20 protein-coding genes and 2 pseudogenes are annotated in these 22,793 nt (G+C 58.5%); 14 read left to right on the top strand and 8 right to left on the bottom strand.

The window, feature by feature from the left end; genetic code table 11:
• Positions 1-140: 140 nt before the first annotated feature.
• From SLT36_RS30940 to SLT36_RS30920, 5 genes and pseudogenes are all read right to left on the bottom strand, one after another.
• The gene (locus SLT36_RS30940; protein WP_432289528.1) at positions 141-842 is read right to left on the bottom strand and encodes an autoinducer binding domain-containing protein; all 702 of its coding nucleotides are present in this window, start codon (positions 840-842) and stop codon (positions 141-143) included.
• A 388-nt stretch (positions 843-1,230) separates the two neighbouring features.
• A pseudogene (locus SLT36_RS30935) lies at positions 1,231-1,707 on the bottom strand (integrase core domain-containing protein); the annotation flags it as partial.
• A 142-nt stretch (positions 1,708-1,849) separates the two neighbouring features.
• Positions 1,850-2,044, bottom strand: a complete 195-nt coding sequence (locus SLT36_RS30930) for a hypothetical protein (protein WP_432289526.1) — start codon at positions 2,042-2,044, stop codon at positions 1,850-1,852.
• Positions 2,041-3,666, bottom strand: a complete 1,626-nt coding sequence (locus SLT36_RS30925) for an amidase (RefSeq protein WP_432289524.1) — start codon at positions 3,664-3,666, stop codon at positions 2,041-2,043. Before SLT36_RS30925 ends, SLT36_RS30930 begins: the two co-directional genes overlap by 4 nt.
• Before the next feature lie 226 nt (positions 3,667-3,892).
• Positions 3,893-4,759 carry a polysaccharide deacetylase family protein gene (locus SLT36_RS30920; protein ID WP_432289523.1) on the bottom strand — a complete coding sequence of 289 codons (867 nt, stop codon included), beginning with the start codon at positions 4,757-4,759 and terminating at the stop codon, positions 3,893-3,895.
• Between the two features lie 154 nt (positions 4,760-4,913).
• On the opposite strand from SLT36_RS30920, the gene SLT36_RS30915 reads away from it, so the two are divergent.
• Positions 4,914-5,861, top strand: a complete 948-nt coding sequence (locus SLT36_RS30915; RefSeq protein ID WP_432289672.1) for a LysR family transcriptional regulator — start codon at positions 4,914-4,916, stop codon at positions 5,859-5,861.
• Positions 5,862-6,322: 461 nt separating this feature from the next.
• On the opposite strand, the gene SLT36_RS30910 is transcribed toward SLT36_RS30915, so the two are convergent.
• From SLT36_RS30910 to SLT36_RS30900, 3 genes are all read right to left on the bottom strand, one after another.
• On the bottom strand, positions 6,323-6,517 hold the full coding sequence (locus SLT36_RS30910; protein WP_432289521.1) for an SDR family NAD(P)-dependent oxidoreductase: 195 nt from the start codon (positions 6,515-6,517) through the stop codon (positions 6,323-6,325).
• 81 nt (positions 6,518-6,598) lie between these two features.
• Positions 6,599-7,387, bottom strand: coding sequence for an SDR family oxidoreductase (locus SLT36_RS30905; RefSeq protein ID WP_432289520.1), 789 nt, complete (start codon positions 7,385-7,387; stop codon positions 6,599-6,601).
• Positions 7,388-7,474: 87 nt separating this feature from the next.
• Positions 7,475-9,100, bottom strand: coding sequence for a sigma-54 interaction domain-containing protein (locus SLT36_RS30900; protein WP_432289518.1), 1,626 nt, complete (start codon positions 9,098-9,100; stop codon positions 7,475-7,477).
• A gap of 216 nt (positions 9,101-9,316) precedes the next feature.
• Here SLT36_RS30900 and SLT36_RS30895 point away from each other — a divergent pair, with 216 nt between their 5' ends.
• The 13 genes and pseudogenes from SLT36_RS30895 (at position 9,317) to SLT36_RS30835 (ending at position 22,707) form a co-directional block, all read left to right on the top strand.
• Positions 9,317-10,570, top strand: coding sequence for a CaiB/BaiF CoA transferase family protein (locus SLT36_RS30895; protein WP_246790295.1), 1,254 nt, complete (start codon positions 9,317-9,319; stop codon positions 10,568-10,570).
• A gap of 12 nt (positions 10,571-10,582) precedes the next feature.
• Complete coding sequence (locus SLT36_RS30890; RefSeq protein WP_067969514.1) at positions 10,583-11,362, top strand: enoyl-CoA hydratase-related protein; 780 nt, start codon at positions 10,583-10,585, stop codon at positions 11,360-11,362.
• Between the two features lies 1 nt (position 11,363).
• Positions 11,364-12,989 (top strand): class I adenylate-forming enzyme family protein, encoded by a 1,626-nt coding sequence (locus SLT36_RS30885; RefSeq protein WP_432289516.1) that lies wholly within the window; start codon positions 11,364-11,366, stop codon positions 12,987-12,989.
• On the top strand, positions 12,986-13,753 hold the full coding sequence (locus tag SLT36_RS30880; protein WP_432289514.1) for an enoyl-CoA hydratase/isomerase family protein: 768 nt from the start codon (positions 12,986-12,988) through the stop codon (positions 13,751-13,753). Before SLT36_RS30885 ends, SLT36_RS30880 begins: the two co-directional genes overlap by 4 nt.
• A complete protein-coding gene (locus tag SLT36_RS30875) occupies positions 13,746-14,453 on the top strand; it encodes an SDR family NAD(P)-dependent oxidoreductase (protein WP_432289513.1) in 708 nt (235 codons plus the stop codon). The genes SLT36_RS30880 and SLT36_RS30875 overlap by 8 nt, the downstream gene beginning before the upstream one ends.
• Positions 14,450-15,615 (top strand): annotated as a pseudogene (locus SLT36_RS30870) (acyl-CoA dehydrogenase family protein). The gene SLT36_RS30875 and the pseudogene SLT36_RS30870 overlap by 4 nt, the downstream one beginning before the upstream one ends.
• Complete coding sequence (locus tag SLT36_RS30865) at positions 15,612-16,493, top strand: 3-hydroxyacyl-CoA dehydrogenase family protein (protein WP_067969528.1); 882 nt, start codon at positions 15,612-15,614, stop codon at positions 16,491-16,493. Before SLT36_RS30870 ends, SLT36_RS30865 begins: the two are co-directional and overlap by 4 nt.
• Positions 16,494-16,495: 2 nt before the next feature.
• Complete coding sequence (locus tag SLT36_RS30860) at positions 16,496-17,137, top strand: 3-hydroxyacyl-CoA dehydrogenase family protein (RefSeq protein WP_067969529.1); 642 nt, start codon at positions 16,496-16,498, stop codon at positions 17,135-17,137.
• Positions 17,134-18,270, top strand: coding sequence for a CaiB/BaiF CoA transferase family protein (locus tag SLT36_RS30855; protein ID WP_432289511.1), 1,137 nt, complete (start codon positions 17,134-17,136; stop codon positions 18,268-18,270). Before SLT36_RS30860 ends, SLT36_RS30855 begins: the two co-directional genes overlap by 4 nt.
• Positions 18,248-19,255, top strand: a complete 1,008-nt coding sequence (locus tag SLT36_RS30850) for an NADPH:quinone oxidoreductase family protein (RefSeq protein ID WP_432289509.1) — start codon at positions 18,248-18,250, stop codon at positions 19,253-19,255. The genes SLT36_RS30855 and SLT36_RS30850 overlap by 23 nt, the downstream gene beginning before the upstream one ends.
• Positions 19,242-20,738, top strand: coding sequence for a 3-hydroxyacyl-CoA dehydrogenase NAD-binding domain-containing protein (locus SLT36_RS30845; protein WP_432289507.1), 1,497 nt, complete (start codon positions 19,242-19,244; stop codon positions 20,736-20,738). The genes SLT36_RS30850 and SLT36_RS30845 overlap by 14 nt, the downstream gene beginning before the upstream one ends.
• Entirely contained in the window at positions 20,735-21,934 is a 1,200-nt protein-coding gene (locus SLT36_RS30840) for an acetyl-CoA C-acetyltransferase (protein ID WP_432289505.1), read from the top strand. Before SLT36_RS30845 ends, SLT36_RS30840 begins: the two co-directional genes overlap by 4 nt.
• 26 nt (positions 21,935-21,960) lie before the next feature.
• Entirely contained in the window at positions 21,961-22,707 is a 747-nt protein-coding gene (locus SLT36_RS30835) for an isochorismatase family protein (protein WP_067969538.1), read from the top strand.
• Positions 22,708-22,793: the final 86 nt, after the last annotated feature.

Genomic DNA, 22,793 nt, shown 5'->3' with positions numbered 1-22,793 from the left:
ACGCTAATGTAACGCTGCGCCCTTGTTGCAGTGGCCAGCACCATCAATCCCGTATCTGCTTTTCAACCCATGCGGTTCAGCGCGTTGGTATGCAGCGTAGATAGCATAGGTGAATAAATTCAGACGCATGCTACATTTCGCTAGATAATTCCCTTGTCTTTTGCGATCGAAACGGCCTCCACCAAATTGGTCGCGTCAAGTTTCTTGCGGGCGTTGTCGAGATAGAACTGGACGGTTCGGTACTGAAGATTTGTAATGAGCGAGATCTCTCGCATGTACTTGCCTTTGGCTGCCCATTTCAAGCATACGGCCTCTTGAGACGACAGTGTAAGAGAGCAATTCATGAGTTCGGAGTCTGCGATAGCCCGCAGTCGATGATGTATGTAGAGGACGGCCTGTTCTGCGCGTGCCACACTGCCAAGCGTCGGATTTGTCGCCTGGGCAGAAGTCAGTGACAGCATCAATAAGCTGCCATAGCTGCCATGCACCGGAATAGAGACCCCGGAGCAGAGGCCGTATTGCTTGGCCATGGAGCGAAACCGCTTTTCTTCACTCGAGAGATGGCGGCTTGGCCAATCCTTGGCAGTCCAGGTGAACATCTGCATGAGACGCTTTGCCATCGTAATGACCGGGTCGATACGCGCAAACTGGCTTCGCAGATAGTCATGCTGCCACTCGAGCGGAAAGCTGGTGATCGTTGAAATCTCTTTCGACGTCATCTCGAAATAGGCGAAGCGTTCGAAGCCGCAGGCAAGCGAGAATGATTTCAACGCATTGCGGATCGATCGTTGGTCGTTTGATGTGTCCAGAGCATCAATGAGTGACGTGATCTGTCCGTCCAAGGTCTGCCTCCGGTCTTAGAAATTGTTGTAAAGACATTCACAATGTCTGAGGTATCGAACGGGTAATGACACGCAATCGCATAATTTGGCGATTGACAGCTCCAATCATGCATGAAGGCGCCTGACGCGGCAGGAGATGTGCATGAGCCTGCCCAGTCGCCGGCCTAAATCGCTTTAGGGCGTTTTGGAGGCGTGCTTTTTCGTGATCGAGACGCGCTGAACGCACCTGCGACGCAAGTTATACGATTTGCGCAATTTTCTTATAACCAACGGGCCTGTGGCTAAGATGACCTGCCACTGAACTTTCATCCGGTTACGATTAGAGCCTCGGCAGTTTTGATCCGATACCATTCCTTGGACCGCCGGAAGGTGGAGTTTCCCGGCTGTTTCACGATGGTGGGCTAGTGGCGCCATCGGGATTGGTCAACGAGATCGGGACCTTGTGTCCGATTGCGCCATGTGGGCGCACCTCGTTGTAGTATCTGCGCCAATCCTCCAACTTTTCGGCTGCGTCGGCAAGCGTCAGGAGCCAGTGGGCATTCAGGCGCTCCGCCCTGAAGCGGCCGTTGAAGGCTTCGATGTAGGCGTTGTCCGTGGGCTTTCCCGGTCGCGAGAAGTCGAGCGTCACGCCCTTGGTGTAGGCCCACAGATCGAGGTCGCGGGAGACGAACTCCGTGCCCTGATCGTCTCTGATCGTCTTCGGATAGCCGATCCGAGGGCTGACTTGCTCCAGTCTCCTGACCACGTTCTCTGCTCGGTAACTGAAGCGCGGGTCGAGCACCGGCACGCAGGGCGAGAACGCATCGACAACCGTCAGGACACGGATTTTCTTGCCCGTCGCGAGTTGGTCGTGAACGAAGTCCATAGGCCCTCGTTCCAAAGATGCAGGCCAGGCCAACGCCTGGCTCGGCTACAGGGCACTGTCTTTGGGACAGACACCCTGTCTTCCAGGCAAACAGTGCGGCTTCCTGCCGGCCCAGAAGGACTGCGCCGCCGTCGGGTCGGGATCAAACGTCGACAGGCATGAACTTGCGGGGGTCGAAGACGTGAGCTGGCTCGTCAAATCGGCATCGGTTGCGCCGCAGGCGCTGCAGCATCGGCTCGATCACAGCTCCAAATGTAGTGACAAGTTCTTCGAGCTGGGAAGCAGACAGATCCAGGCCTGCATGTTTTGCAAGAGCCGCAATCTCTTCAGGTTTCATAAGATGGCCTCGTTGTGATTGGTTGGCGATGGTAGTGACCAGTCAAATGCTGGCTTCTTCAGGTGCCAGGCGGTGCTCCGCTGATAGGCGTCGCCGATACGCAGAACCGTCGCTTCGTCGAATGGCTTTCCTGCAATTTGGAGAGAAATGGGCAGCCCGCTCGATGAAAACCCGCACGGAACCGCCAGCGCGGGGTTGCCTGCCAGATTGAACGGCAAAGGCACAAGACGGAGTTTCTGGAAAAAGTCCTCGGCCTCGGGGTCGTTGGGTTCGGCAGTGCTCAGCCAACCGGCAGTGACGAATGCATCGAAGCGCCTGAAGTGAGCAAACATCGATCGCGTCAGTTCCGCGCGCCACCGCAATGCCTGCACATAGTCCTCGCCCCTGACCATCCCACCAGCCAGCACCCGGCTGCGAAGCGCCGCACCATAATCCGCAGGCCGCGTCTTGAGATCATTTTCGTGGATGGCAAACAGTTCGGCCATGGAGATTGTGGTCTTGCAATCCACGTAGTCACTCAAAGGGGCGAGTTCCATCTCCTCCACAACAGCACCGAGTGCAGACAATTGCCCGACTGCTGCATCCACTGCCGCAGTTACCTCGGGCATCGCCGCTTCAGCATACCAGTGTCGTATCAATCCGATCCGAAGGCCTCGCACAGATCCGGTCAAGGCGGCTTCGCAGTCAGCTACCGCTTCATTGATGCTGCCGGGGTCGAGCGCGTCATAACCAGCGATCGCACCAAGCAAGATGGCGCAATCTTCAACCGTGCGAGCCATTGGCCCGCAATGATCCAGTGAAAAGCTGTTGGGCAGAACACCACGTCGGCTGACACGCCCGTAGGTCGGCTTCAATCCGACGATTCCACAAACAGCTGCCGGCCAGCGAACCGAACCACCGGTGTCAGTGCCGATCGCTGCGGGAACGAGGCGGCCAGCGACTGCTGCGCCGTTCCCCGATGAAGACCCACCCGGCAGATGCCTGCTACTCCATGGGTTGAGCGCGGGTGGCCAGGGAAGATCCCATGAAGGTCCCCCAAAGGCGAACTCGAATGTTGCAGTCTTACCTATCAGGATGCCACCCTTGCGGGCCAGCGACGCCACAAGCTGCGCATCCTCTGTTGGCACGTTGTCAGCCAGAATTTTGGAGTGAGCGGTCGTGCGAATACCTGCGGTATCGATATTGTCCTTCACGGCAAAAGGGATGCCATCCATCCCGCCAAGGTACCCACCATTGGCAATTCGCCTTTCCGCCGCATGGGCATGTTTGAGCGCCAGCTCGCTCGCGACCGTAATGAAAGCATGCAAGTGTGGATCGCGAGCGTCGATAGCCTGCAGATGGGCGCGAACCAGTTCGACCGGGGAAATCTCTCCCAGCGCCAGCAGCCTGCCGCTTTCGGCAACAGTGAGATCTGTCAAATCATCGCTTGCGTCTGCCAAGCATTGCGATCCCGCTTCAGCCATCTGGTTTGCTCCTAGTTCTTGCTGCGGCAGCGACAACAGCCGCCCTGCATCATGCGACGCAAAGGATGTGCCAATCGCTTGCGCGGCATCCATGGAGGCAAATGCGTTCGGCACAGATCCATTGGCAAAGGCTCCGGCACAACAGTTGACGCTGGGCAACACTTTCCATCCATCTGCTTAGGGCTACCTAACAAAATGGGGATACGGGCCAGATGTCAGAGCCGCCGCCCGGCTCGGCCCGACTGTGCACGTGAAAACAAAAATGGCGCACGCCCGAAAGCGTGCGCCAGGTATTATCCGGATAACCGGGCGTTCAATGACCGCAGGTGGAGGATCCGGATGGGGTCACCCCTTCCATATCGACTGCAGTGCCATCGCCCAACAGCTACCGGTGCTTGACCGTATTGATGTAGTGTTCTGCGATTTCATCACTTGTCGTCAGCCACACCCCGTCGTGGCCAGTAATATATTCCAATGCCTTTTCCAGGTACTTCTGGCGGAAGGGCTGATTGATGATGAACGGATGCAGGCACAGTGCCATGACGCGGGCAGACTCCTTGCCTTCCTTATAGAGCTGATCAAACTGATCCACGACCATCTGATAGAATTGTTCACCCGGCAGCGCTTTGCCCACGAACATGATGCCGTCGTTGATCTCCACCGAATAGGGCACTGATACGACGCCATCGACATTGAGGGGGAAGGGCTGGTCGTCAGCGCACCAGTCAAGAACGTATGAAAGCCCGAGGTCACGAATGATGGATGCCGTCTCGAACGTCTCGGACAGCGCTGGCCCCATCCAGCCCTTGACTGTTTTGCCGGTTGCCTTTGTGATTGTCGAGACAACGTCTTCCAGGTAGCTTCGCTCCTCGTCAGCTGTCATTCCGGTCTGTAGGATGGAATTGTTCTTGCCGTGGGCGATCCAGGTCCAATCGCGCTCAAGACCTGCTTTGATGATCTGTGGGTAGCGCTCGCATGCGTCGGAGTTGAGCAGAACCGAGGCACGCATCTTCACCTTGTCGAGCGCCTCGATCATGCGCCAGACGCCCACACGCGGGCCATAGTCGCGCCAACCATAGTTCAATGCGTCGGGCACCAGATGTGCTGTTGCCGGAGTGATGCTCATAGAAGGTTTGTCGATCTCGTAATGTTCGATGTTCACGCCGACATAAAAGGCTACTCTTGCATTGTTGGGGAGTTTGAACGGCGGGCGGTCCAAGATCGGGGAGTAGTTGTAAACGGGGTTGTCCATTTCATCTCCTGCAGGCGTTTTGGCGGTCCGCTACCCGTGGTGCGTGGCACGAGGTACGGCTGTGGGAGTTGACTTAACGCCCGTCACGATTTTAGAGAATTACGTCATTGTTCCGAACACTGCGGACCTTTTTGTCCGAAATGAGCAAGCCATTATGGATAGTCTGGGTGCCCTCAGCGCATTCGTCCATGCCTCGGACGCTCGCAGTTTTACTGTGGCAGGCCAGCAGCTAGGCGTATCTTCATCAGCCATTGGCAAGGCAATAAGCCGCCTTGAGCAACGACTGGGCGTGCGACTTCTGCACCGCTCGACAAGGACGATCACTCTAACGCCCGAAGGCGCGCTTTTTCTCGAAAGGTGCCGCCGCATCTTTTCGGAAATCGAGACCGCCGAGCTTGAACTCGCTCACTCCCAAGAACAGCCGCGCGGCCGACTTCGTGTCAGCATGCCGCTTGTGGGAATGCTCATGATGCCCGCCGTAACGGCCTTCATGCAAAGCTATCCAGCGATAGAGCTCGACCTCGATTTCAGTGACAGGCTGGTCGACATCATCGACGAGGGCTTCGATGCCGTGGTGAGAGCGGGCGAGTTGAAGGATTCCCGCCTGATGTCGAAGGCATTGGGCGATTTTCGTCTTATCCTGGTCGGTTCGCCTTCTTATTTCGCCTTGCGTGGCACCCCTCTTGTACCGAATGATCTTCATCATCACAGCTGCCTACAACACCGTTATGCAACAAGTGGAAAGCTTGAGCCCTGGCCGCTTGTGGTGAACAATACTCCGTATGGTAACGACTTGCCGCTGACGGCAACCGTAAACACGATCGAGCCTCTGATCCATCTCGCCGAGGCAGGGCTGGGCATAGCTTGCTTGCCAGATTTTGCAATCAGAAGGCAGCTTGCAACCGGAGCGCTGATAACTGTCCTGGCGGAGTTTACGCGTCATTCGGGCCCCTTCAGGCTCCTGTGGCCCTCTAGTCCATATCTGTCGCCGAAACTGCGCGCCTTCGCCGATTTTATGGCCACGCATCTGTTTGCAGAAAATGCCCCAGCGACGCGCCCGAGAGCTCAACTTTCAGCAGATGCAGCTACGGATCCCTCATGACATACCCAGGTGCCTTAGGGACGCACCCGACCTCATCTTTATTGAATTGGCTTGTCGGCTAGCCCGTGTGCATAGCTGACCACGTTGCCCCGAATGCCCTTTTGAACTCTCCTGGCCAGATCGTATCTGAAGACCTGCCAAATGACCGCTACGCGACCTCGCGGCAAGCACCACGACATTAGTGCCGGCCGGAATGCGGAACTTTTTGAGTCCGCATCGGTCACAGCCTGCCAGACCGCTTGGGGGCCTTGGGCCAGATCGCCTGCAGTGGTGACTGCGGCAGGCTAGGGTGCTGCCAAGAACAGTTGTTTGGCCCAGACGGTGTAAGCTTCGGCTATGCCGTCTTGCGTGCGGCTCGGGCAGCCGCGCTGAAAGACGTTTCTGGGGCAAGCCCAGGGATTACCAATCGTACACGTACTCCGAATGGCTCAATCTCCGGGGCGAGGTCTTCGCTGAATGCTTCAACGGCTGCTTTTGCTGGCCGTGTAGGTCGAGGACATTGGCAATGGTTTGGGGGGCACAGCCGATGACACGCTGACGATCTCTCCTGCCGCTCCGGCACGGAAGCCGAGGAGCGCAGCTTGCGTTACTGCCATGGTGCCTAATGCGTTCAGCTCTAAGAGATGGCGTATGGCATCCCAGGCCAGCAGGCCCATGAGACCGGCACCGGCGTTGTTGACCGACGCGCATCTGATTGAGGAATGCCTGCCTCACAGCAGGCATTCCGGTCAACTGGTTTAAATTCCTCTGGTCGCACCACCATCAATATCGAGCGTTGCGCCATGGATGTAGGCTGCCTGGCTCGACGCCAAGAACACGGCCAGGTGAGCAACACCTTCCGGATCTCCAAACCGCTTGATGCCATATCCCTGCAAAAGCTCTTTTTCCGCCAGCTCACGATCAGAGCCTCGCTCTTTCGCCAGCGTATCGAGGCGATGGGTCAGCCTGTCAGTCCGGATATAGCCGGGATTGATGGCATTCACTCTTACACCATCCTCTATGCCGCGGTCAGCGAGCGCCTTGGTGAATGCAAGAAGGGCCGAGTTCACAGAGCTGCCGATCGTGAAATCCGCAGTCGGGGTACGCGAACTTACACCGACGATATTGATGACGCTACCGGCGCGGGCGCAAAGATGTGGCCACGCCGCACGTGCAAGCCGGACCGAACCGTGAAACTTGAGCGCGAAACCGTCCTCCCAGTCATGATTGCTCAGCTCCAGGAAATCGCCACGCTTTGTTGCACCGGCGCAATTGACCAGAATGTCCAGATGCCCGAACTGGCTGATCGCTGCTGCCACACTACTGGCAGCCGCCTCGATCTCGGTGAGGTCAGCTTCGAGCTTGGCCACGCGCGCGTTTTCGTCGTGGCGCACCAGTCGAACCGTCTCGTCGAGCGCATTTGAATCTCTGCCGACAATGAGCACTGCCGCGCCTGCCCGGCTAAGTTCGATCGCGATCGAACGCCCAAGACCGCGGCTGCCGCCAGTTACCAGTGCAACGCGACCATCAAGCTTCATTTTGTCCATGTCATCTCTTTCTCAGGTTGGGACCCAAGAACTCTGTGCAAGTCGCATGCCACATGAGGCCAGTGCGCTCCCTTTCACTGGACACTGTCACTCAGGCTCGCCCAAAAGCTTGTAGAGGTAGGAGCGTGAAATCCCGAGCTCTTCGGCAACCCGCTTCTTGTTGCCCCCATATCTTTGCATCGCCTCGCGCACGACCTCAATCTCGGTCCGCTCGACGATATCTTTGAGACGACCGCCCTCCAAAGACAGCGGCTTTTTTAGCGCGACGGAAGGCCCAGCGAACCGCAAGTCGCCATGTCGGATGAAGGTTTCGGGGGTAATGATGCCGTCGTCGGCAAAAACAAAGGCTCTCTCCACCTCATGGCGCAGCTGGCGGACGTTGCCTGGCCAGGGCAGTTCCATCAGATAGGCAAGAGCACCAGCAGAAATCCGGGGCGCGGGCCTGCCATGCAGCTGGGAGACTTCGTCCAGGAAGTGGTCCACCAGATGTTCGATGTCTTCGATGCGGTTGCGCAGTGGCGGCACCTCGATAACCAGAGGTGAAATGCGATAATAGAGGTCCAGCCTGAATTTCTCTTCCGAAATAAGGGCCTGCAGATCTCGATTGGTCGCAGTGACCAAGCGGAAGTCTACATGCCGGGGCCTGTCACCTCCGATGCGCTCAACCACGCGATCCTGGAGGACCCGGAGGAGTTTGACCTGGACATCGATCGGCATGTCGCCGATTTCGTCGAGAAAAATCGTGCCGTTTGCGGCCTGTTCAAATCGGCCTTTCCGCCCCTTTCGATCGGCCCCTGTAAACGCCCCGGCCTCGTAGCCGAACAGTTCCGACTCGACCAACGTGGCAGGCAAGGCGGCTGCGTTGACCATGACCATCGCATTGTCGCGCCTTGGACTGAGCAAATGAAGCGCGTGCGCGACAAGCTCCTTGCCTGTGCCGCTTTCGCCGCGAATGAGCACTGGAATTTCGAGGGGAGCGATCTTGACGATCTCGTTTTTCAGCCGCTTCATCGGCTCACTTTCGCCGATCAGATCGTCAAGGCCGTAAGTCCGCCGCCGGAGCGCGGCCACTTCCCTGCGCCGGAACTCAACCTCGCTCTCCAGGGCGGCGATGCGTTCGCTGAGGGCCATGAGTTGCTCCGGCCCCTTAAACATCACCCGGCCAACAGCGCCAAGTATCTTGTCGTCTCGAACAATGGGCACCCGGGAGACGACGCGCTCCACCCCTTTCATCCGCTGTATATGGCCTACTTCGGACCTGCCTGTACTGACGACGGTGTCCAGCCGTGTATTTTCGATGACCTGCCTGACAGGTCGGCCATTGCCTTCGCCATGCTTGAGCCCGAAAAAAGCTTCGTGGACTGGAGAGATGTAGACTAGGCGCGCATTTGCATCGACGACCGTCATGGCGTCGAAAGGGTCCGTCAGCAGTTTCTCGACGATGTCATAGGCGAAATCGACCGAACTGAGGAATTCGAGTACTGGTTCGCGTATATCTGTAAGGAGCAGAATGTCCCCCTTGGCAAATGGCAGGACCAGCACCGAGTAGCTCTTGTGGTCGAGGGTGAGCGGCTGAAGCCGGCGCGTCCTTGCCTCCTCCATCCACGAGGTATCCGTTGCCAACGCTTGCACTCGGCCATCACTGCCCAAGCCGTCGGCGTGCAGCACCTTCCTGTCATGGCCGACGATAAGGATGCCTTTCAGGCTTGACATTGCCGACACCCCGCTTGCTGCACCTCCAATTGTGTCCACATCAACGACACCCCTCCCCGGGTTTGTAGCAGACGAATACACGGCTGCTTGTCGACAGTCTCTCTATTGCGGTCATACCTCAAGAACCACGTGGGAACGCAAGACGAAATTCGCGGCTCAACGACTTTGGCATGGCCCTTGCAGGGCACCGCTCATCACGCAGGAGCATTCAGTGCCATGACGGAAATGAGCAGGCAGCCCATCGCATCGCGGATAGAAGGTCTGCAAGTTGTCGAACCCGCCGGCGGTTTTGACTTTCTTCGGGGCATGAGAGTCGTCGACCTGTCATCGTCCGTGGCGGGCCCTTACGCGTCGATGCTGCTCGCAGACATGGGCGCAGATGTCATCAAGGTCGAACGGCCTGGCGGGGATGATGCGCGTGGTTGGGGGCCCCCGTTTCTCGCAGGTGAATCCTTGTGGTTCATCAGCGTCAATCGCAACAAGCGCAGTATAGGTCTCGACTACTCGACACCGGCCGGCCTGCAAGCCCTGTATGACTTGGTCCGCAGCAGCGACGCCCTCATTGTCAACACACCTCCCCGCGCGGCGCGCAAGCTTGGCATAGATGCCGACGCAATCCGCCAGCAGAACCCCAAGCTGGTCTACACCTCGATCACTGGCTTCGGCATCGATAGCGATAGGGCGGACTGGCCGTGCTACGATCTCATCGCGGAAGGCTATTCGGGTGTGATGGATCTGACTGGTGATGCATACGGTGAGCCTCAAAAGGTAGGTGCCCCCGCAGCCGACATGTTAGCTGGTCAAGATGCTGCATTTGCAACGGTCGCAGCTCTCTTGCGGCGCCAGACCGGGGGTAGTGGCGCCACGGTCGATGTTTCATTGGTTGACTCGATGGTCCGTTTTCTTGCGTGCAGGATCGTTCCACATATGGGTTCAGGGGACACACCGCGCAGATCGGGCGGCAAGGACAGCGTGATTGCCATCTACCAGGCTTTCAACACCGCCGACGAACCGATTACTCTCGGATTGGGCAACGACAACATCTGGGGGCGCTTCTGGGACGCTATCGGCCAATCTGTCTGGAAGACGGATCCGCGTTACGCCACCAACGCTCTGCGCAGGCAACGTCGAGAAGAGATTGTCGCAGCCATCCAAGACATTCTGGTCACGGCCCCACGCGCCCACTGGCTGAGCCTATTCAGTGACGCCAGAATACCGGCTGGCCCGATCAATCGGGTTGATGAAGTGGTGCTTGACGCTGAACTTCGCAAGCGTGGCCTATTTTATCAGTTGCAGTCTGGAGAAAAACTCATCCCGCAAGTTGGCACGGCCATCCGCGTGGACGGGCAGACCAATTTTGCGCGATCCGCGCCACCGGAATATGCACAGCATACTCATGAAATCCTGCGCGAGTGCCTGGGATACGATGATGCCCAGTTGATTGCACTTCGTGACAACGGAGCCATTTAAAGGAGCCTCTCTGTGACTTACAGTACGATACTTTTTGAAGAAGACGGCCCCATCGCCAAGGTAACGCTTAATCGGCCTGATGATGGCAACATGTTCAATCTCCAGATGTGTCACGAACTTCGTGACTGCCTCAACGAGATTAGGCGAGAAACGAGAACCAGGGTTGTCATCCTCACCGGTGCCGGAGATCATTTTTTCTGCATCGGCGGCCGCAAGGACGGCATGGAAGATACAATGCTCTATGCGGGCACCCTTCCGACGCTCGAAATGTACGAGGCGATCGACAAGTTGCAGAAGCCGGTCATTGCATCCGTCAACGGATTTGCCGTGGGCGGAGGCAACGTGTTGCAGATGGTCTGCGACTGCACAATCGCCAAGGAGAGCGCGGTATTCCGACAGGTCGGCCCGATGGTGGGTTCCTTCGATGCGGGTTATGGCACCTGGTACCTGGAGGATCTCGTTGGCAAGAAGAAGGCTAAGGAGATCTGGTATCGGAACCCCAAGATCAGCGCCCGAGAAGCACTTGAACTGGGACTGATCAACAAGGTAGTGCCCGACGATGCGCTGGAGGCGGAAACAAAGGCCTTTGCGCTTGAAATCGCAGATCGCGGCGCCTTTGCCCTGGCCTCAGTCAAGGCCGCTTTCAACGCAAGACACGGCGGCGTGTCGGGTCTGTCCCGGATGGCGCACGACCTGCTCTTGCGTTCGTATCTCGAAAGCGACGAGGCGCATGAACTGGCGGACGCCTTCGCTGAGCGACGCAAGCCCGATCCGTCCAAGTTTGGAGCCTGAGATGCGGCCATTTCTGACGCTTCATCAGCCAGCGAAGGCAAAAGGCTACTATGAGCAAGGCCTGTGGCAATCGGATACGTTCTATTCGCTGCTCAGGAAAAACGCATTGGAACGCCGGGATGCCGTGGCGCTGCAGGACGGCCGTTCCTCGCTGACATGGGAACAGGTCCTGCAGCGTGTCGACGGTGTCTCTGCCGATCTGAAGATCTACGGGCTCGACCAGGGCGACCGCATTTCGATCTGGATGTCGAACAAGGTGGAAGCCGTCATCATGTTTCTGGCATGCTCACGTGACGGGTACGCCTGCAATCCCTCCCTTCATCGCACATACACCTGCGCCGAAATCGGCACTTTGCTCGAACGCCTGTCGTCGCGCGTGCTGCTCACGGAAGATGGTTGGGGGGCGGATCGCGCAACTGCACGGTTCGACACGATCCTGGCTGGGGTGCCGTCACTCAAGATAGTCTACACGCCGACGTCTTTCCCCGCGCCCATTGCCAATCTCAGCGAGCCGAACACCGACCCCGACAAGGTCGTCTATCTGGCCTTCACATCGGGTACGACAGGCGCGCCCAAATGTGTGATGCACTCTGACAACACGCTCCTGGCAAATGCACGTGAGTTGGCTCGTGACTGGCAACACGGACCAAACTCGGTGATTTTGACCCTCGCCCCTCTTTCCCATCACATCGCCTGGGTTGCTCTTGGCCAGTGGCTTGTTGCTGGGTGCAGATATGTCACCGATGACGCGCCTGCGGGCATGGGCAGGCTGGATTGGATCCTTCACACCAAAGCGACATATGTCATGGGCGTGCCTACCCATGCCATGGACATCCTGGCCGAGCAGAAGGCGCGAGGTCAGGAGCGGCTGGGCGAGGTCAAGGTCTTTTACATGGCCGGCTCACCCATTCCCCCTTCTGTTGCCTCGGCATTCGCCTTGCAAGGCATCAAGCCGCAGAATGTCTACGGGATGACTGAAAATTCCTCCCACCAATACACGCATCCAGGCGACGACGACGAGACGATCCTGGCCACATGCGGCCGTGGCGGCAAGGCATACGAAGTCGCCATCTTCGATGCTGTCAATGAGGACGAGTTTGCAAGCCCCGGAGAGGTCGGACAGATCGGCGGCCGGGGTGCAGCACTGATGCTTGGCTATTTCGACAATCAGAGTGCTACCGAGCGCAGCTTCAACAGGCACGGATGGTTCATGTCGGGAGACCTCGGAAAACTCGATGATCGCGGCAATCTGAGCATCGAAGGGCGCATCAAGGATCTTATCATCCGCGGGGGCCACAACATCTATCCTGCACATATCGAGGCCCTTGCGCTCCGGCACAAACGCGTCGAACGGGCGGCTTGCTTTCCCGTTGCCGACCCGCGCCTGGGGGAACGCGTGTGCATTGCCGTCATCGGGTCGGTTGAACCCGAGGCCCTGCTGGAACATCTGGCAGAACAGGGCCTGTCCAAGTTCGACATGCCCGAGTATTTCATCCGCGTTGACGAGTTGCCGCTCACACCCAGCGGCAAGGTCATCAAGCGCGAGCTCGTGGAAAGTGCCCGCAACGGCATCATTTTGCCGATACCCGTCCGGTACGCCTCCAAAACCGTGGAGGCCACCGCATGAGTATCGATCTTAGCCTGAACGGCGACTTCGCCATCGTCACCCTCAATCGACCCGAGCGGCTGAACGCCCTGTCATTCGATGGACTAGCCGAGCTGGAAGGTGTCCTTGGCCGTGTCGCCACCATTGGCGCAAGAGCCGTTCTCTTTACCGGTTCCGGCGACAAGGCATTCTGCGCCGGCGCAGACATCGAGAGCCTGCAGGGGCGAAGTCTGGTCGAGCAGAAGCGCGGTGCGGAATTCGGCCAGGCCGTATTTGAGAAGCTATCGGGGCTGCCGCTCGTGTCCATCTCCTGCATCAACGGCTATGCCTTTGGAGGCGGGCTGGAGCTTGCGCTGGCATGCACGTTCCGCGTCGCGGCCCGCAAGGCCAAAATGGGCCTGCCCGAGATCAAGCTCGGCCTAATTCCTGGCTACGGGGGGACGCAGAGACTGCCTCGCCTGATCGGCGAGGCCCGTGCCCTCGACATGATCCTGACGGGCAGAACTGTCGGTGCAGACGAGGCCGAGCGCATGGGCCTCGTCGATCGCGTGGCCGATGGCGACTGCCTGGAGGCAGGCATCGCGTTCGCTCAGGAAGTGGCAGCGCATAGCCTTGTCACCATAGATCTCGCACGGGCCGCGGTTGCGCGGGCCATCGACACCCCGATCCACGAAGGGCTCAAGATCGAAGCCGATCTGTCGACCCTCGCCTTTCAGACACAAGACGCTGTCGAAGGCATGAGCGCCTTCCTGGAAAAGCGGAAGCCGGAGTTCAAGGATGCCTGAAGGTCAAATCATCGTCACGGGCGCTAGCCGGGGAATAGGCGCAGCCATTGCAGTCGACCTGGCAAGGCGTGGGTACGAGGTTGCGTCCCTGTCACGGTCGGGCGATGCCCCCGCAGGATACGGGATCAAATGCGACGTTTCGGATCCCGCATCCATATCAAGTGCCTTCAAGGCGGCTGCAGGGAAAGGTCCGATCATCGGGCTCGTTAATGCCGCTGGGGCCCACACAGAAAAACCGACCGTCGACCTTGCGGTCGAGGAGTTTGAACAGACCATCCGCCTCAACACCACAGGTGTACTGGTTGCCTGCCAGATGGCGCATCCGCACCTTGCGGCCAGCGGCGGCCTGATTGTCAACATAGGCTCGTTCGTGGACAAACTCGCCGTCGTCCAAAACGTCGCCTATGCCTCGTCCAAGGCAGCGGTCGGCGCCATCACAAGGTGCCTTGCAGCCGAATGGGCAGATGACGGCATCGCGGTCGTCAACATTGCTCCTGGCTATATCGAAACCGACCTCAATCGCGAATTCCTGGCGAAAGAAAAGATCCAGCAGTGGCTGCGCCGTCGCACACTTGTTGGGCGTCCTGGCAAACCCGACGAGGTCGCCCGGCTGGTGGGCGCTCTATTTGCCGAACGGATCGGGTTCCTCACAGGCGAGACCATCTACATAGACGGCGGACATGGAGTGAACATCCGGTGAAGATCTTCGAGCAGCAAAACCGCCGCCGCCAATGGTCGGACGACGAGCGAATGATCCTTGAACAGGTCACGCGCCTGGCCGAAGACATTATTGCCCCAAAGGCTGAACATATCGACAGGACCGGCGAGTTTCCGCATGACACGCTCAAGGCGCTGAACGATCTTGGACTGAATGGCATCTTTGTCCCCGAAGCCTATGGCGGGACGCCTATGTCTTACAGGCTTTATCTGGAGATCGTGAAAACCATCTCCGAGGCCTGCGCCTCCACCGGCATCATCTACGCCACGAACTACCACGCCATGAAACCGCTGGTGGATTTCGGCAATGAAGAACAAAAGGCTCGCTTGCTTCCGCGCATTGCCGAGGGGGGGCTTGCGGCACTCGCCATCACGGAAGCTTCAGCCGGTTCCGATGCAACGGGCATGAAGACCTCTTTCAAGCCAGATGGCGATGACATTGTCATCAACGGCGGAAAGCTCTTCATCACCAACGGTGATGTGGCGGATCTGGTTCTGCTGTTTGGCAATGGGCGGGCATCGATGATCCCAGAAAGGCGATCTCGGTGCTCATCCTGGAAAAAGGCACGCCCGGCTTTGAGGTTGTCCGTCTCGAAGACAAAATGGGACATCGGGGGTCTTCGACCGCGGCCATCTCGTTCACGGATTGTCGTGTGCCCCGCCAAAACCTGATCGGCCAGCCTGGCGAGGGTCTTTCCATTCTGCTTGCATCTCTCAACAAGTCGCGCCCAAGCATTGCAGCACATGCGCTTGGCATCGCCCGGGCAGCCTTTGCTGACATGGTCGGGTACGCCAACGAGCGGCGGCAGTCGGGCAAGCGGATCATCGAGTTCCAGTCGAGCCAGTTCACCATTGCCGACCTGGCAACGGACCTCGCCTTTGCGGAACTCTGGCTCGATTACGTCGCAGAACTGGTTGATGGGGCAGTCGCTGATTTCGGCATCGAGGCCTCCATGGCCAAGATGCGGGCATCGGACCTTGCCATGCGCCTGACCACCGAGGCCGTTCAGATGTATGGCGGCTATGGCTACACCAAGGATTACCGCGTCGAACGCCTGATGCGCGACGCCAAGATCACGCAGATCTGGGAAGGGACCAATCAGGTGCACCGCCAGCTGATTGGCAGGAGCTTTGTAACGAAATGACGACCGCTATCAAGACTGTCGCAGTTTGTGGTGCTGGTGGCACCATGGGCGCAGGAATTGCCATCGTCGCGGCTCGCGCGGGCTATCGCACCATTTCATTTGATCGCACGGACGATGCCCTATCAAGGTCGCGCAAGCAGACTGAGGGTTTTGTTGCCAAATCGGTCGAACGCGGCAAGATGAGCCCTGAAGCTCGCGATGCGATGCTTGGGCTGATGAGCTCCACGACAGAGATAGGCGAGCTTTCCGAATGTGATCTCGTCATCGAAGCCGTCTTTGAAGACCTTACGGTAAAGCGTCAGCTGATGCGGGATCTGGAGGAGGCCTGCAAGGAAGACGCGATCATCGCCTCCAACACCTCTACCTTGTCCATTACCGAGATTGCTTCGGGCAGCAAGCGACCGGAACAGATCGTCGGCATGCACTTTTGCCTGCCAGCACAGCTGATGAAGCTGGTCGAGATGTCACCGGGGCTGCTGACTTCGGACGCGACCCTGAAGAGCGCCTGGGAGTGGGTTGTTGCCAGCGGCCAAACACCAGTCAAGACACAAGACAAGCCCGGCTTCATTCTCAATGCGCTCCTGGTTCCATTCAATAACGACGCAATTCGCGCCGTGGAAGCAGGTGTTGCAGAAGCAGTCGACATCGACCGTGCGATCAAAGCGGGCCTTGGATACAAGATGGGACCGCTCGAACTCATTGACCTGATCGGCCTCGATACTCAGGTCCGGCTTTGCGAAGCGTTTTATCCAGTCACCCTTGATGCCCGCGCATCGGCTCCCCCGCTCCTGCGCCGCATGGTGGCGGCCGGCCTTCTCGGGCGCAAATCCGGACGTGGCTTCTACAGCTATGACGGCAACGCGATGTTTGGAGCTTAGAAATGGCCTACATGGTGATCAAAAAGAGCGAGAGCCGTTCCTTCCCAGCCGGCGATCCTTTTCTTGCGGCAATTTCGCAACCCTCCGAGGCGACGGCGGTTGTTTATCTCACAGGCACAAGGCTTGAACCTCATCCTGACAAGGAGGTCGTCCTTGTCGAACTGGGCCACGAATGCCTTGGACAGCACACGGGTGAGGATCTCGGCGAAGAAGGCTCAAATGTTGTCGGCTTCGCACGTTACCGCAATGGTTCCGATGCCCCGACCCGGCTGGTCGAACTCGTCGTGCAGAAGAACACGCACGCCGCCGCGATCGATGCAGCCAGGACGCTGATGCAGGCCGCAGGTTTCACTGTGGCTGTGTGCGGCGACCAGTCAGGACGGATCATAGACCGCCTCGTCCGCCCGAAATACAACGCAGCCCTGCGGCTGCTCGACGAGAGCCTGGCTTCACAAAAGGACATCGATCTGACCTGCCGGCTTGGCCTTGGCTACCAGGACGGACCGATCGAACGTGTCGTCCGTGGCGGGCTCGAGCATCACTATGCGGTCTGCAAAGAGCTCTTTGAAACCTATGGCACCTCGGGTTTTGCGCCTGCACGGCGCGCCGTTGTGGCAGCGCGGCGGCAGGAGATGAAGTCTTGAGGCCGCTTGAGGGAATTACCGTACTCGATTTCTCGACGCTTCTCCCAGGGCCGCTCGTCTCGCTCATACTGTCGGAAGCGGGCGCGAACGTCATCAAGATCGAGCGGCCGGGTTCCGGGGAGGAGATGCGTGGTTACGAACCCCGATGGGGCGACGAGAGCGTCAACTTCGCCTTGCTCAACCGGGGCAAGAAGAGCCTCGCCCTCGATCTCAAGAAGGAAGACGACCGGCGTCTCCTGGAGCCGCTGCTGAGCAAGGCCGACATCCTCATAGAGCAGTTTCGCCCCGGCGTAATGAAACGGCTGGGCCTCGACTATGACACGGTCAGCGCGATCAACCCGGGCATCATCTACTGTTCGATTACGGGTTATGGCAATTCCGGCCCGAAACGGGATGCTGCCGGACACGACCTCAACTATGTTGGCGATACAGGCCTGCTCAATCTGTCGATGGGATCGGCGCAAGGCCTTGTGCTTCCTCCCGCCCTGATCGCAGACATTGCCGGCGGCACTTATCCCGCCGTCATGAACATCATGTTTGCGCTGTTTGCACGACAGCGCAGCGGCCAGGGCCGATGGCTCGACATCGCCATGACCGACAATCTCTTCACCTTCATGTATTGGGCAATCGGCAACGGCCTGGCTGCAGGTCAATGGCCGGGCAACGGGACGGACCTGGTGACGGGAGGAACACCCCGCTATCGCCTCTGGGCGACAAAAGACAGCCGCGTGGTCGCCGCCGCACCGATTGAGCAGAAGTTCTGGGATGTCTTCTGCGACCTGATCGACCTTCCTTCCGAGCTTCGCGACGACACTCGCGATCCCGCTGCAACGGCGGCACGCATCGGCCAGATCATCGCATCTCAGCCGGCGGCCCATTGGCGGGACCTGTTTGCTGGGAAAGACTGCTGCTGCACTGTCGTGGCCGATCTCAAAGAGGCCCTCAACGATCCGCATTTTGCCGAACGCGGTCTTTTCACACGCACCGTCGTCAACGAAAGCGGCGACAAATTGCCCGCATTGCCAGTGCCTGTGGACAATGCGTTCCGCAGGCAACCGGAAGAGCTGGTTGCGGCTCCCGGCCTCGGTGCACACAATAAGGAGCTACTCGGTGCAAGCAGCCCTGTTGCATGAATTTGGTCAGCTTGACACGCTCTCTTGGGAGCAGAGCAAAGACCCTGTCGCTAGGCGCGATGAAATCGTCGTCGAAGTGATCACCGCGGAGGTCAACTTTCCCGACCTGCTTGTGATCGAAGGCAAATATCAGTTCAAACCCCCGCTGCCCTTTTCTCCGGGGAAGGGAGCCGTCGGCAGGGTCTGCGGCATCGGCTCCGACGTCGTGGAATTTGCCATGGGCGACATCGTCATTGCCAATGTTGAATATGGGGCGTTCGCAGAAAAGCTGGCGGCACCTGCGGCCCATTGCGTCAAGGTTCCCGACGGCATCCCCCACGACAAGGCCGCGGCGATGGGGCTTGTCTATCAAACGGCCTGGCTTGCGCTGAAAGAACGGGCGCAGCTAGCAAAAGATGAGTCCGTTCTTGTGCTTGGAGCAAGCGGCGGTGTCGGCCTGGCTACCATCGAGCTGGCAAAGGCACTGGGTGCGGGCAAGGTCATCGCGGCCATCCGCGGCGACAGGGGGGCCGATATCGTCAAGGCCGCAGGCGCTGACGAAATTGTCGATCTCGCAGCTGCCAATCTGAAGGATCGCCTGCGCGAACAGATAGCCAGCCTTACTGAGGGAAAAGGCGTCGACATAGTCGTTGACCCTTTGGGCGGTGAAGCGACCGCAGCTGCATTGAGGGCGCTTGGCTGGTGTGGCCGCCTCATTGTTGTCGGCTTCGCGAGTGGCGATCTGTCCAGCTTCAATGGCGGCTATCTTCTGGTGAAGAACATTTCGGTTTTGGGGCTTCAATCGTCGGATTATCGCAACCGTCAACCTGAAAAGGCGCGTGCGGCCCAATGCGCGATCTTCGATTTCTACCAGCAAGGCATCATCGACCCACCTATCGGTGCAACGCTACCGCTCGCGAAGTTCGCCCGAGCGCTGTCGATGGTCGCAAATGGCGATATCCGCGGCCGGATCATACTTGAGGCATCAAATAATGACCGCTCTTGATACAGAGGCAATAATCGGCGTGGTCGGTGCCGGGGCCATGGGGGCCGGCATCGCACAAGTCGCAGCTTTGGCCGGACACAGAGTAAAAATCCACGATACTGTCGCCGGCGCGGGGGAAAGGGCCCTGGCCAGGATTGCCGGCAACCTTGACAAGGAGCTCGCGAAAGGACGGTTGGAAAAGCAAAAGCGAGACGCAACCGGCGCGCGGATCGAAGCTGTGTCGTCTCTGTCTGGATTGGCGGATTGCGCGATCGTCATTGAGGCGATCGTGGAAGACCTGCATGTAAAACAGCGGCTGTTTGCCGAACTCGAGGCAATCGTTTCCGACACCGCGATTCTGGCTACCAACACCTCGTCAATCTCGATTTCGGCGATTGCATCTGTCCTGAAACGTCCGGACCGGGCGGTCGGCATGCATTTTTTCAACCCTGCGCCCGTGATGAGGCTGGTGGAGGTCGTCTCAGGGGCTGCGACGTCGGGAAAGCATGCAGCGGTAGTTTTCGACACCGCAACGGCCTGGGGCAAGACTGCAGTTCATTGCCGCTCCACACCAGGCTTTATCGTAAACCGCATCGCACGCCCCTACTACGCCGAGGCGTTACGCTTGCTTGAGGAGGGTTGCGCCGGCGTCGCTACAATCGATGCACTGATGACTGACGGCGGCGGGTTCAGAATGGGACCGTTCCGCTTGATGGATTTGATCGGCCATGACGTGAACTATGCGGTCACCCGGTCCATTTTCGAGGCTTATTACTTCGATCCCCGATATCGGCCGTCGAACATGCAGAAAGAACTGGTCAACGCCGGCTGGCTGGGCATCAAGGCAGGAAAAGGTTTCTACGACCACGGCGAGGGCAGCACCCAGCCTCCCGTTTCCGAAGAAACGGCATCCGCAAGCGCCGATACCTTGGATCAGCTGAACCCCGGCGCCGAGATATGGACCGACAATTTTGTTGTTCGGCAGACCGATGGACGCACTGCAGCCGAACACGCGCTTGAGGTCGGACACCCGGTCGCGCTGTATGACCTGTGCATGGAATGGCGGGAGGGCTCGCGCATTGCACTCGCCAGATCACCCAACGTATCAGCCCCTGCCCTTTCTCATCTGGTTGCTGCCTTCTCGGCAAAGGGCCTGAAGGTGTCACTTGTGGGGGACAGGCCTGGCCTGGTCGTGCAACGAACGGTCGCAATGATCGTCAATGAAGGCTACGAGGCCTGGCTCCACCAAATCGCATCTCCCGAAGCCATCGACGTCGCCATGAAAAATGGCGTCAACTATCCCGCCGGCCCATTTGAACTGGGGCGACTGGTTGGGTTGAGCAGCGTCGTGGGCACACTGGACAACCTTTTGAAGGCGACAGGCGACAGCCGATATCGGGCATCGGAGAAGCTGCGCGAGGCTGAACGGGCCGAGCAGCTGCAAAACGCCATCGCGACAGCACCCCGAAATGAAGAGATCACCCAAAAGGACAGGCGAGCATGACGCGAGCTGCTATTGTAAGCCCAGTGCGAACAGGGATCGGCGCCTTCGGCGGGAGCTTGAAGGATGTTTCTGTAGAAGATCTCGGCACCGCCGTGGTCCAGGCGGTACTTAAGCGCACAGGCATTGCGCCTCATGCGATCGATGATGTCTGTTTCGCACAATCTTACGCCAACAGCGAAACGCCTTGCATTGGCCGGTGGCTCGCGCTCAACGCCGGATTGCCGATCGATGTACCAGGGCTTCAGATTGATCGGCGCTGCGGTGGTGGCCTGCAGGCAATCGTAACGGCAGCGATGATGGTTGAGACCGGCGCTGCCGATGTTGTGCTTGCCGGCGGTGTCGAAAGCATGAGCCGCATCGAGTATTACTCCACCGACATGCGGTGGGGTGCTCGTGCTGGAACAGTCAAACTCCATGATCGCCTCGATCGTGGCCGTGAACGCGCTCAACCTGAGGCCCGTTTCGGACGCATATCGAGTTTGATCGAAACAGCCGAGAACCTCGCTCGGGATTTTGCGATTTCGCGCGAGGAAGCGGACGAGTTTGCCGTCAACAGCCACAAGAAGGCTGCTGCAGCCTGGACCCAAGGCAAATTCGACGATGAAACAATTGCGTTGAGCGTACCACAGCGCAGGGCCGACCCGGTCTCCTTTCGTTGCGATGAGGGGATCAGGGCCGATACGTCGGTCGCAGCTCTTGGCAGGCTGAACCCAATCATCCATGGCGGCACTGTCACGGCTGCAAACTCAAGCCAGCAGAACGATGCCGCTGCAGCATGCCTGGTTGTTGCGGAGGACAAGCTCGACCAACTTGGTCTTGAGCCAATGGCCTACTTGCGTGGGTGGACAGCCGTCGGCTGTGACCCGTCTCGAATGGGCATTGGGCCAGTCAGGGCGGTGGAGAAGCTGTTCGAAAAGACAAAGCTCGGTTTCGACGACATGGATCTGGTCGAACTGAACGAGGCTTTTGCCGCCCAGGCTCTAGCTTGCTTGAAAAGCTGGGCCTGGAATGATCCGGCGCGTCTCAACGTCAACGGATCAGGGATTTCGCTTGGCCACCCGATTGGGGCCACGGGAGCCCGCATCTTGACCACGCTGTTGCACGAGCTGAAGCGGCGAGAGGGGCGATACGGGCTGGAAACAATGTGTGTCGCAGGCGGCCAAGGCATGGCCGCGATCTTCGAGCGCGCCATCTGAAAACGACATGCAGGAAGGAAAATTACATGTCTGAAAGAATCTGGGACAAATTCCTGACCGAAAGAGACAAGGCCGTCTTTGCCGCGTCTGGTTTCGGCTCCAACGCCGGCTTTGGCAAACGCCCTGCCCTGTTGGTCATCGACGTCAGCTATGCGTTCTGTGACGACCAGCCTCTGCCCATCCTTGACTCGATCAAGCGGTGGCACACGTCATGCGGCGAAGACGCATGGATTGCGCTCCCATACCTGAAATCATTGATCGACAAATGCCACGACAAGGGTGTGCCGGTCATCTACACAACAGGCGTTCGCCGCGAGGACAACTGGGACGGTGGCAGCTGGAACTGGAAGGATGCGCGTTTCAAGGAAGACACCGGCACAAAGGCGGTCACCAACGTCGACGGCAATCAGATCATGGCCGAAATCGCCCCGCAGCCTCAAGACATCGTCGTGCTCAAGCAGAAACCTTCCGGCTTCTTCGGTACGGGTCTTGCAAGTTATCTCACACTCCTTGGGTGCGATTCAGTCATCGTCACCGGAACCACGACATCAGGCTGTGTCCGGGCAACGGTCTTGGATGCCTTCAGCCTGAACTATCGCGTTGCAGTCGCCGAAGAGGCATGCTTCGACCGATCCCAGGCAAGCCACGCCATCAATCTTTGCGACATGCACGCCAAATATGCCGACGTGGTCAAGACAGACCAAGTCCTGGCGTTCCTCGATGAGCTGGCGGAGGATCTGTTCGACCTACCGACGGGCACGCCTCACCGCTAGCTCGGCCGAGCGCTCTCCGGCTCTGCTGAATGAAATACGGCCACCGTTGCGACAGTGGCCTTATTTCATTGTCATTTCCGCCAGGA

Origin of the sequence: Aminobacter sp. BA135 (assembly GCF_050859125.1) — a bacterium.
Taxonomy (GTDB): Bacteria; Pseudomonadota; Alphaproteobacteria; order Rhizobiales; family Rhizobiaceae; genus Aminobacter; species Aminobacter ciceronei.
This window is presented reverse-complemented; position numbering and strand designations above follow the sequence as displayed.